Below are 11,278 nucleotides of genomic sequence, written 5' to 3' on the forward strand. Positions count from 1 at the left end.
CACGGACCGGCTCACGGATTGTGTCCTCTCTGTGGTGGGGATCCGTAAGGGACTTGAGGGAAAATCAGTTGGGGACGGGGGTGGCTGCGAGGGTTCGCCGCAGGAAGGCCAGTCCCTCGGTGGCGATGGCGTCCTGCGTGTCGGCGAGCGGCCGCCAGACGGAGGCGGCGATCGCGATGGCGTCGTTGTGCGCGGTGAACGACTCGATGCAGAGCGGCCCCCGATAGCCGCTCATGGTGAGTGCGGTGAGAAAGCCGGGCCAGTCGAGGGAGTCGGCACCGGGCGTGCCACGGTCGTTCGCGCACACCTGAACGTGGACGATGCGCCCCGCGGCGCGGCGTACGGCATCGGGCAGGGAGCGTTCCTCGATGTTCTGGTGGTAGGTGTCGAGCGCGAGGCCGATGGTGTCCTCGGGGAGTCCGGTCAGAGCGTCGAGGGTCTGGCCGACGGTATTGAGGAGGCTGGTCTCGTAGCGGTTGAGCGGCTCGACCGCGATCCGTACGCCCGCGGCCCGCGCATGGTCGACGACGGGGGCGAGGTTCTCGCGCAACTCCGCGTAGGCCGCCGCCCGTTCGATGCGGTCCATCCGCCAGGTGCGGCCGACCGCGGTATAGACGGGGCCGGCCACTGTGGGGGCGGACAGGGCATGGGCGGCGTCGACGCAACGGCGCAGATAGTCCTGGGTGACCGCGACGGTCTGTGGGTCGGTACGCACCAGATTGCGGTCCGGCGGCATGACGGCGACGACCGCGGCGGGGGCAAGCCCCGAGGCCTCGAGGAGCTTGGTGACGGCCACGGGTTCCCAGTCGCGTTCGTTCTCCATCGGGATCTCGACGCAGTCGAAGCCCCACGCCGAGAGGAGCGGCAGGACGGCGCCCAGTGCTTCGTACGTCACCGGGGAGTGCCAGATCCATGGGTTGGCCCCGAGCGGCAGGACGGCGCTCACTCCTTGCCTCCCCACTTCTTCGGGAACCCGGGGAGCTTCTCGCAGCCGCACATCGCGTAGTGCAGCGGCGGCATGCCGGGCTTGAGGTACTGGTCGAGGGTGTCCTGGGTGACGGTGGGCTGCGGGAGCTTCCACTCCTTGGGGACCTGCTGTCCGCCGAGGATCCTCAGCGCCGCGATGACAGGGGTGCGCCACTGGAAGGTGGGGTACGACGGGGCGATGGCCGTGAGCTTCTTCTCCTTCCATGCCTGGAGGAAGTCCTGCTGATCCTCGCCGGTGATCGGCGGCACGTCCTTGCCCGCGTCCTCGAACGCCTCGACGGCGGCGACGGCCGTCGCACCGGAGTCCATCCACACGCCGTCGATGTCGCCGTTGCGGGTCAGTACGTCGCTGACGATCGACTTGGTTCTGGCCGGGTCGCCATCGGTGAACTTCACGTCCACCACGTCCAGTCCGCTCTTGTCGAAGGCGACCTTCGCGGCCGACCACCGGGTCTCCAGAACGTCGACGCCGGGCGAGATCCGCAGAGCGAGGATCTTCCCCTTCGGCTTGACCTTCTCGACGAGGAAGTCGGCGGCGACCGCGCCGTACCCGTAACCGCCGATGGGGTTGATGAACGTGACGGCGCAGTCGGTCTCGACGCCCCGGTCGAAGACGATGACGGGCACCTTGGCGCAGGCCTGCTCGACGGCAGGGGTCAGGGTGGCGGTCGTGTTCGGGGAGACGATCAGGGCGTCGCAGCCCTTGCCGGTGAGTTCCTGGATGTCGGAGATCTGTTTGTCGTCCTTGCCCTGGGCGTCCAGGACGGTGAACTCGCTGATCTCCTTGTGGAGCGCGGCCTCGGCCTGCATGTTCTTCAGGCCGACCTGGCGCCAGGGGTTGAAGACGCCTGCGTTGGAGAAGCAGAGGTGGACGGAGCCGGGGCTCTTCTTCTTGTACTGCGTCGTGTCGATGAGCTCCGGGCTGAGCATCTGCTCCCACGGCTTGTCCGCAGGGCCCTGCGGGGTCTCGTCGGCGAGGGCGAGCTGCCGTTCGTACTCGGCCCGGTCGAAGAACTTCGACTGCTTTCCGGTGCCCGATCCGGTGCCGTCGGCGCTGCCGGAGGCGGTGGGTACGCCCGGCGGTGCATCGCTTGTGCAGCCGGCGAGCAGTGCCGCGCCTAACAGAACGGTGACGGGCACGAGTGCGTGTCGTGCCATGCGGGTACTCATCATCGTTTCACTCCCGAGGGGTGGGTACGGCGACGGCGCAGCCGGGACCAGTCGGCGGCGCCGAGGGCGACGGCGGCGATGACGACGACCCCTTGCACGGTCGATTCCAGGGCTCCGGAAACGCCCTGCAGGTTGAGCAGGGTGAACAGCGCCTGGAGTGAGAGCGCTCCGGCCATCGCGCCGATGACGGAGCCACGCCCGCCGCCGAGGACGACGCCGCCGAGGACGACCGCGGTGATCGCCTCGAACTCGTAGCCGCGGCCCGCCTGCGCGGAAACTCCGGAGAAGCCGCCGACGAGGACGGCGGCGAGCGCGGCCGCGGTGCCGGAGAGGACGAAGGCGATGATGCGGGCGCGGGCGACCCGGACTCCGGCGAGCGAGGCGGCGCGTTCGCTGTCGCCGGTCGCGAGGAGCGTACGGCCGAAGTCGGAACACATCAGCCGTACGGCGAGGGCTCCCGCGGCGAGACAGGCGAGGACGGCCCAGGGCAGCCAGCCGAACACGGCGGCGCGGCCGAGCCGGCGGAACTCGGCGGGCAGCATGCCGTGGGGGGAGCCGCCGGTCCAGAAGAAGACAGCGCCTTCGAGGATCAGCATCATGCCGAGCGTGGCGATGAACGACGGCACGCGCAGGAGCGTGGTGATCAGTCCGCTGACCAGACCGGCAAGGGCTCCGGCGAGCAGCAGGACGGCGGTGACGAGCAGCCAGGGGGCGTCGGGGAACGAGCCGTACAGCTCGGCGGCGACGACCACCCCCGCGGTGACGATCGCCCCGACGGAGAGGTCGAACTCGCCGCAGACGATGACCAGATACTGGCCGGCGGCCAGGATGACGAGGGGGGCTGCGCGTCTGACGAAGGCCAGCAGGCGGTCGGGTTCGTAGAAGCCCGGGTCGGTCAGGGCGAGGGCGCCGAGGAGCACGAGGAGCAGCGCGTAGACGGGGGCGCCAGTGCCCAGGGAGCGGACGGTGCGGCGGCCGGGCGAGGCGGTTGCGGTGGTCATGCGGTCCTCCCCTGCGGGGTGCGGCGGCCTCGGGCGTAGACGGCGACGGCCGCGATGATGACGACGCCCCGGACCACGTTCTTGAAGAAGGGGTCGACGCCGAGCTGGTTGAAGACGTTGTCGAGTACGGACAGGACGAGGACTCCGCCGAGGGTCCCGGTCACTCCCCCTCGGCCTCCGGCGAGTGCGGTGCCACCGAGAACGACGGCGGCGATCGACTCCAGGTCGTAGCGGGCCTCCGTGCCGGCCCACGGGGCGCCGGCGCCGAGCCGGGCGGCGAGGAAGAGGGCGGCGGTGCCGACGCACAGGGAACAGAGGATGTGGGCGAGGACGACCGTGCGCCGGGTGCGGACACCGGAGAGGCGCGCCGCGTGCTCGTCGCCGCCGGTCGCGTACATGTGATGGCCGGGCCTGGTGCGGCGGGTGATCAGCCAGACTACGGCGGCGACGGCCAGCAGCAGGAAGACGGAGACGGGGACCGGGCCCATCCGGTCGTAGCCGAGGTGCTGGAAGGAGGCGGGGACCTTGCCCGCCGGGCCCGTGTAGTTGTCCTCGATCCAGCCGCGCAGGATGAACGCGGTTCCGAGGGTGGCGATGAAGGCATTGACCTTCAGACCGGTGATGATCAAGCCGTTGACAAGACCGGCAGCGGCGGAGAGCGCGAGGACGGCCAGGACTGCGAGGAGGACGCTGCCGCTCTCCATCGTCTCGGCGGCCACGAGCGTGCCCAGGCTGATCAGATACGCCACAGACAGATCGAGTGATCCGGTGAGGATGACGACGGTCTGTCCTGCGGCGACGAGGCCGAGGGCAACACAGTTCTGCAGAATCGCGACGACGGTGGTGACGGTGAGGAAGTCCCCACCGCGGGCGGCGACGACGATCCAGCCGAGGACGGTGACGGCGAGCGCCGCGAGCCAGACACCGGTGATGGGGCCGGTGAAGTGCGGCACCGCCGGCCGCCGGTTCCGCGGGCGGGAGACGGTTTCCCGGACGTCGGGGCGCAGGGCGGTCATGCGGCCCCCTTCCGCGCTTCGGCGCCGCCGGTGGCGACCCGCATGATGGTCTCCTCCGTCGCTCCGGCGGGGAGTTCGCCCGCGAGGCGCCCCTCGGACATGACGAGGATGCGGTCGCTCATTCCGATCAGCTCGGGCAGTTCGGAGGAGATGATCAGTACGGCGAGACCCTCGCGTGCCAGTTCCCGTACCAGGGTGTGGATGGCCGCTTTGGCGCCGACGTCGACACCGCGGGTGGGTTCGTCGAACAGCAGGACCTGGGGGCGGGCGGCGAGCCACTTGGCGATGACGACCTTCTGCTGGTTGCCGCCGGAGAGGTATTGGGCCTGCTGGTCCTCGCCGTCGGCCCGCAGGCGTACGCGCTCCAGCAGAGCGGTCACCTCACGGCCCGTCGGCGGCCTGGAACGGGCCGGCACCGCCCGGGTGACGAGCAGGGCGTTGTCGCGCACCGACTGGCGCAGCGCCAGGCCCTCGGTCTTGCGGTCCTCGGTGACCAGGGCGATCCCGGCCCGAATGGCGTCCCTCGGCCGGGCCGGGCGCAGGGGCCGGCCTCCGACGGTCATGGCGCCGGTGGTGAAAGGGTCGGCGCCGAACAGGGCGCGGGCGAGGGCGGTGCGGCCGGAGCCCTGGAGCCCGGCGATGCCGACAACCTCGCCGGCCCGCAGCGTCAGATCGATGCCGGAGATACGGGCGTTGCCGCCGCCGCGTACGGTGAGCCGCTGCTCGCCCAGTTCCTCGGGCCGGGCGCGGGGCGGGTAGTAGGCGCCCAGTTCCCTGCCGACCATGGCGCGTACGACGGTGTCGGCGTCCGTGTCGCGGGTGGTGAGGGTGGTGACGTGGCGGCCGTCCTTGAGGACGGTAATGCGCTGCGAGAGTTCGAAGACCTCGCGGAGCCGGTGCGAGATGTAGAGGATGCCGAGCCCGCGGGCGGCCAGCCGGCGGACCAGGGCGGCGAGTTGTCCGGCCTCGTGGTCGGCGAGCGGGGCGGTGGGTTCGTCCATGACCAGAATGCGGACCTCGGAGGCGAGTGCCTTGACTATCTCGACGGTCTGCCGGCGGGCGACCGACAGCTCGTGGACGAGGGTCCTCGGGCTGATGCCGGTCGCGCCGATCCGGTCGAGGAGTTCGGCGGTGCGCCGTTCCATGGCCCGGCCGTCGACGAGTCCGTACCGGGTGGGTTCCCGGCCGAGGAAGACGTTCTCGGCGACGGTGCGGTGGGCCAGGAGCGCGAACTCCTGGTGGATGATGCCGATTCCGGCTGCTTGGGCCTGCGCCGGGTGACTGAAGGAGTGCTCGGTTCCGTCGATCGTGAGGGTCCCGGCGTCGGGTAAGTGCTCACCCGCGAGGATCTTCATCAGGGTCGACTTCCCTGCTCCGTTCTCACCCACCAGGGCGTGCACTTCTCCGGCTTCAAGGCTGAGCTCCACGTCGTGGAGCACACGCACCCCGAGAAAGCTCTTGGACACGCCCTGCATCGTCAGCATCACCGGCTCCTCGGTCAGTGGTCTGTTGAGCAGAGTCGTGACGAGACTTTGGACTGTCAAGGGTTCATGCATCATTGCTCTTTGCCCAATTGGCGCAGACTTTTGCCGATGACCGAACACCAACTGCCTTGTGAGCAGCGGAAGTCGTCCTTAGGGTGACTGCCATGTCTTTGCAGTCGGATCGCCCGTCCGCCACCTCCTCGCACTCGCCCGGCGAGGTGCTCGCGCTGATCAGTTCGGGGGCCGTGGCAACGCGCGCCGACATCGCCCGGATCACCGGGCTGGCGCGTTCGACGGTCTCACAGCGGGTGGACGCGCTCATCGCGCACGGATTCGTGGACGAGGACGCGGACGGCGCCTCGACCGGGGGGCGCCCTCCTCGCCGACTCGCGCTGCGGACCCGTGAGCATGCGGTGGCCGGGGTGGACCTGGGAGCCTCGCACTGCAGGGTGGCGCTGCTGGACATCGGCGGTGCGACCCTCGCGACGCGGGAGAATCCCCTGGCGATCGGGGACGGCCCCGACTCCGTACTGCGCCATGTCGAACGGACCGTGCACGCACTCCTCGAGGAAGCGGGCCGGACGCCCGCGGCACTCAAGGCCATCGGGGTCGGGGTTCCGGGCCCGGTGGAGTTCTCCACCGGCCGTCCGGTCGATCCGCCGATCATGCCGGGCTGGCACCAGTACCCGATCCCGGAGTTCTTCGCCGCCCGGTTCGGGGTACGGGCACTCGTCGACAACGATGTGAACGTCATGGCCCTGGCGGAGCAGCGCCGCGCCTTCCCCGACTGCCGCTACCTGCTGTACATCAAGGTCGGCACGGGCATCGGCTGCGGGATCGTGGCCGACGGCCGGCTGCACCGGGGGGCGCAGGGCTGCGCGGGCGACATCGGCCACATCCGCGTCGCGGAACTCGACGAGCAATGCAGGTGCGGCAATTCGGGCTGCCTGGAGGCGGTGGCGGGGGGTGCGTCACTGGCGGCGAAGCTGGCCGGTCTTGGGCTGGACGCGACATCGGGCAGCGATGTGGTGCGCCTGGTGAAGTCCGGGAACCGCGAGGCGGTACTGATGGTGCGCGAGGCGGGCCGGGCTGTCGGAGAGGTACTCGCGGCGCTGGTGAACTTCTTCAACCCGGACACGGTGGTGATGGGCGGTGCGCTGGCCGCCGTGCACGATCAACTGCTGGCCGGTGTACGGGAGGCCGTTTACCGGCGCTCACACCCCCTGGCCACGCAGTTGCTGCGGATCGAGCCGAGCCGTACGGGGGAGAATGCCGCGGCGGTGGGGGCGGGGATCCTGGCGATCGAGCACGCGTTGTCGCCGGAGCAGGTGGACCGGGAGGTGGCGGGGAGACGCAGGTAGGAGGCGAGGCCCGCTGCGCGGGGTTTACTCCCCTACCCGCCACCGCCCGAAACCGGGGCGCTGCCCCCCGGGGCCGTTCCTCAATGGCAGGACGGGATCGGTTTTCCGCCCGGACGGATAATCAAGCCGAACCGGAAGAATCCCATCCATTCGGCGAATGAGGAGCGCGGGTGCGGGAGCGGAGCCCCGCAGGACTCCCGCCCCCGCCCTCGGCACTCACCGCACCCGTACCACATCCACGTCGGAGGTCTTCACGAAGGCCACCCGATGCCCGATCTGCACCGTCACATACTTCTCCTGGCCCTGGAAGTAGGAGTGGTCCAGCGGGTACGACGCATCGATCGTCGGGGCGTAGAAGAAGCCGGTCGGCGCCTCGCCGCCGCCGGGGTACGACTGCCCGGCCTTGATCGTGTACGGCAGCGCCGTCCCGACCCGCTTGTCCGCGAAGTCCGCGGGGTACTCGGACTTCTCCGGGTAGGCCACCCCGTACACCGGCACCTCGGTCCGGCCCTCCTTCGGGCGTACGACGTAGCCGGCGGTCGGGACGGTGGTCCGGGTGTGCGCCGGGGTCTGGAACCAGGCCTTCTTGCCGTACCACCAGATCGCCGTCCATCCGGGCGCATGGTCCGCGACGACCGCCTGATGGGTCGCGCTGATCTTGCTGCCCCAGTCGGCCGCACAGTTCGTGCCGGGCGAGCCGTCGGCGTGCAGTCCGGGGTCGGAGAAGAGCGGTGCGTCGATGGAGGGTTCGGTGTGGAGCGGGACGGCACTGCTGCCCTGGACCGGCAGGTCGACGCCCTTCTCGCAGTCGCGGAAGGCCTGCTGGTTGTCCTTGAACCGGGGGCTGACGGTGACGAGCGGACTGCTCTTCGGGGCGCTCGGAACGGTCGTCGGCTTGCCGAGCAGTGCCATGAAGCGGTTCCAGTCCCAGTAGGGACCCGGGTCCCAGTGCATGTTCCTGGTACCGGCCGCACTGGTGGGCGGCACGCCGTCGTGACCGATGATGTGCTGCCGGTCGAGCGGGATGTCGTACTTGTCGGCGAGGTAACGCACCAGCTTCGCCGTCGAGTTGTACATTTCGGGCGTGTACCACGTCGCACCCTCGACGGCGACCCCCTCCTGCTCGATGCCGATGGAGTGGGTGTTGACATACCAGTTGCCCGCCTGCCAGGCGACGTCCTTGTTCTTGACCATCTGGGTGACATGACCGTCGCCCGAGCGCACCACGTAGTGGGCGGAGGTCTGCTTCAGCGGGTTCTGGAAGATCCTCAGGGTGGTGTCGAAGTCCTCCTCGGTGTCATGCAGAACAATGAATTTGATCTTGTTGCTGTGCGGCCGGTCCGCGGTGTCGTAGTTGCCGTACGTCTCCTTGTCGGCCGGATCGCCGGTCTGCCGGTAGGCCGCCGGGACCCAGTCGCAGTCGAGGCCGCGCGGACACTCGGGCCGCACCCCGTCCGCGCCGGCCTGCACCGCGGGGGTGAGCAGCGCGAGACTCAGGGCGCCGACGGTGGTCAGGGCGAGCGTGAGCCTGGTCCTCTGCTTGGACGTCATGACAACCCTTCTTGGAGCTGTGCGCATGGAATGTCGTACGTGGTCCGATCTCACTGTTCCGCCATGGGCGCACACTCTGTGACCTGAGGTGATGGCGCGTCAAGAGCGCAAGGAGGGTTGCCGGTTGAGCCACTGGACCAGACCACTGGCAGGGTCTCTGACCTGCGACGGGAAAGAGGCAACGGGTTTCTGGCAGTGGGCCGTTACCTGGGTTTTACGGAGCCGTGGCCGTGGGCCGGAATGCATCGGCATCTCCTGACAGGACGCACCTTTTGTGTGACTAATTCAGGATGTGCGTGCCCCGGACGGCCCAGGGGTAGTGCTCGCGCGGACACGACAGGTACGCGCGACCCCGCGCGGAGACCCCCGGAGAGGCCGGACGCACATGGCTCAGCCCTTCACCCTGCCGGACTTCTATGTTCCGTATCCGGCGCGGCTCAACTCCCATGTCGAGGAGGCCCGACAGCACACCAGGACCTGGGCGCGCAGCATAGGGATGCTGGAGGGTTCCGGCATCTGGGAGGAGGAGGACCTCGACTCCCATGACTACGCGCTCCTCTGCGCGTACACGCATCCCGACTGCTCGGCGGAGGCCCTGTCGCTGGTCACCGACTGGTACGTGTGGGTGTTCTTCTTCGACGACCACTTCCTGGAGCATTTCAAGCGCAACCCGGACCGGGAAGGCGGAAAGAAATATCTGGACCGGCTGCCCGCCTTCATGCCCATGGAGCGTGGGGCGCCGACACCAGAGCCGACGAATCCGGTCGAGGCGGGGCTGGCCGATCTGTGGGCGCGGACGGTGCCGGCGATGTCCGACGCCTGGCGGGCCCGGTTCGCGGAGGCGACAAAGAATCTGCTCGACGAGTCGCTGTGGGAGCTCGCCAATATCAACGAGGGGCGCATCGCCAATCCCGTCGAATACATCGAGATGCGTCGCAAGGTGGGCGGAGCCCCATGGTCTGCGGGTCTGGTGGAGTACGCGGCGGGCGCAGAGGTGCCCGAGTCGGTGGCCGGCGAGCGGGCACTGCGGGTCCTGCGGGATGCCTTCTCCGACGGAGTACATCTGCGCAACGACCTCTTCTCGTATCAGCGGGAGGTCGAGGACGAGGGCGAGAACAGCAACGGGGTGCTGGTACTGGAGACGTTCCTGGGCTGCTCCACACAGGAGGCGGCCGAGGCAGTCAACGAGCTGCTGACCTCGCGGCTCCAGCAGTTCGAGAACACCGCGCTCACCGAACTCGGGCCGCTGTGCGCGGAGAAAGGGCTCGATCCGGCGGAGACCACCGCGGTACTCGCCTATGTCAAGGGGTTGCAGGACTGGCAGTCCGGCGGCCATGAGTGGCACATGCGTTCCAGCCGCTACATGAACAACGGCGGGGCAGGCGAGGCCGTCCTCGGCTTCGGTATGTCCGCGGCGTCGATCCGGTTCACTCCGCGTTCGGAGTCGGCCCGGCTGCGCAGCCACACCCATGTGCCGTACCAGCGGGTCGGTCCGTCGCTGCTGCCCGACTTCGACCTGCCGTTCGGCACGACGCTCAGTCCGCATCTGGACGGGGCCCGGGTCCGGATCGTCGACTGGTCGCGCCGGATGGGGATCCTGGAGGCACAGCCGGGCGTGCCGGGCTCGCACATCTGGGACGAGGAGCGGCTCGTCGCGATCGATCTGCCGCTGTGCGCGGCGGGTCTGCATCCGGACGCGACGCCCGACGAGCTGGACCTGTCCTCGCAGTGGCTGACCTGGGGGACATACGGCGACGACTGGTTCCCGGTGGTGCACGGGAGGACCCGTGACCTGGCCGGGGCGCGGCTGGCCAACGAGCGGCTGTCGCTGTTCATGCCATTGGACGATTCCGCGGTGCCCGACCCCGTGAACGCGCTGGAGCGCGGTCTCGCCGATCTCTGGGCGCGGACCTCGACGCCGATTGACGACAGCGCACGACGCGCGTTCCGTACGGCCGTCGAGTCGATGACGGCGAGTTGGCTGTGGGAACTGGCCAATCAGGCGCAGAACCGGATCCCGGATCCGGTGGACTACATCGAGATGCGGCGGCTGACGTTCGGTTCGGATCTCACGCTGAGTCTGTCCCGGCTCGGTCACGGCAGGAAGCTGCCGGAGGAGATCTACCGCAGCGGTCCGCTGCGCTCCCTCGAGAACGCCGCCGCCGACTACGCGTGCCTGCTCAACGACCTCTTCTCGTACCAGAAGGAGATCGAGTACGAAGGTGAGGTGCACAACGGCGTCCTGGTCGTGCAGAACTTCTTCGGGGTCGACTATCCGACCGGGATGGCGATCGTGCACGACCTGATGGACTCCCGGCTCCGCCAGTTCCTCCATGTCGCCGAGCAGGAACTCCCGCTCCTCTACGACGACTTCGGGCTCGATGCCGAGGCGAGGGAGATCCTGGCGGGCTATGTCCAGGAACTCAAGCACTGGATCGCGGGCATCCTGATCTGGCACCGGGGCTGCCGGCGCTACCGCGAGGAGGATCTGCGGCGCGGTACCGCCGCTCCGTGGCACCTCGGTGGTCCCACGGGGCTCGGCATCTCGGCGGCGCGGGTGACCGCGCTGTTCGCTCAGCCCTCGGCGACCAGCGCGTAACGGCCGCCCGCACGGGCCTAGAAGATTCATGAAGATCTTGGGGTTCTGGCCCCGCCGCGTGAGCGGCGGGGCCAGACTCGTTTTCGTGGTGATGGGGGAATGGGTCGGG

General features: G+C 69.1%; 8 protein-coding genes. 2 read left to right on the forward strand and 6 right to left on the reverse strand.

Annotation, left to right across the window (positions count from 1 at the left end; all coding sequences use genetic code 11):
- Positions 1-64 precede the first annotated feature (64 nt).
- Genes ACNPQM_RS38150 through ACNPQM_RS38170 form a run of 5 tightly spaced genes read right to left on the reverse strand, consistent with a single transcriptional unit; the run spans position 65 to position 5,658 of the window.
- On the reverse strand, positions 65-946 hold the full coding sequence (locus ACNPQM_RS38150; RefSeq protein ID WP_418087556.1) for a sugar phosphate isomerase/epimerase family protein: 882 nt from the start codon (positions 944-946) through the stop codon (positions 65-67).
- Entirely contained in the window at positions 943-2,145 is a 1,203-nt protein-coding gene (locus ACNPQM_RS38155) for an ABC transporter substrate-binding protein (protein WP_358861128.1), read from the reverse strand. Before ACNPQM_RS38155 ends, ACNPQM_RS38150 begins: the two co-directional genes overlap by 4 nt.
- An 11-nt stretch (positions 2,146-2,156) precedes the next feature.
- Complete coding sequence (locus ACNPQM_RS38160; protein ID WP_418087557.1) at positions 2,157-3,158, reverse strand: ABC transporter permease; 1,002 nt, start codon at positions 3,156-3,158, stop codon at positions 2,157-2,159.
- Positions 3,155-4,174: an ABC transporter permease gene (locus ACNPQM_RS38165; RefSeq protein WP_358861130.1), complete on the reverse strand. Its 1,020-nt coding sequence runs from the start codon at positions 4,172-4,174 to the stop codon at positions 3,155-3,157. The genes ACNPQM_RS38160 and ACNPQM_RS38165 overlap by 4 nt, the downstream gene beginning before the upstream one ends.
- A complete protein-coding gene (locus ACNPQM_RS38170) occupies positions 4,171-5,658 on the reverse strand; it encodes a sugar ABC transporter ATP-binding protein (RefSeq protein WP_418087561.1) in 1,488 nt (495 codons plus the stop codon). Before ACNPQM_RS38170 ends, ACNPQM_RS38165 begins: the two co-directional genes overlap by 4 nt.
- Positions 5,659-5,822: 164 nt before the next feature.
- Between ACNPQM_RS38170 and ACNPQM_RS38175 the strand changes: the two genes are divergently transcribed.
- Positions 5,823-7,019 carry an ROK family protein gene (locus ACNPQM_RS38175; protein WP_418087558.1) on the forward strand — a complete coding sequence of 399 codons (1,197 nt, stop codon included), beginning with the start codon at positions 5,823-5,825 and terminating at the stop codon, positions 7,017-7,019.
- A 216-nt stretch (positions 7,020-7,235) separates the two neighbouring features.
- Here the strand turns inward: ACNPQM_RS38175 and ACNPQM_RS38180 are convergent, their stop codons facing one another.
- Positions 7,236-8,570, reverse strand: a complete 1,335-nt coding sequence (locus ACNPQM_RS38180) for an N-acetylmuramoyl-L-alanine amidase (RefSeq protein WP_418087559.1) — start codon at positions 8,568-8,570, stop codon at positions 7,236-7,238.
- A 385-nt stretch (positions 8,571-8,955) separates the two neighbouring features.
- Here ACNPQM_RS38180 and ACNPQM_RS38185 point away from each other — a divergent pair, with 385 nt between their 5' ends.
- The gene (locus ACNPQM_RS38185; RefSeq protein ID WP_418087560.1) at positions 8,956-11,169 is read left to right on the forward strand and encodes a terpene synthase family protein; all 2,214 of its coding nucleotides are present in this window, start codon (positions 8,956-8,958) and stop codon (positions 11,167-11,169) included.
- Positions 11,170-11,278: the final 109 nt, after the last annotated feature.

Origin of the sequence: Streptomyces sp. NPDC056231 (assembly GCF_048270745.1) — a bacterium.
GTDB lineage: Bacteria > Actinomycetota > Actinomycetes > Streptomycetales > Streptomycetaceae > Streptomyces.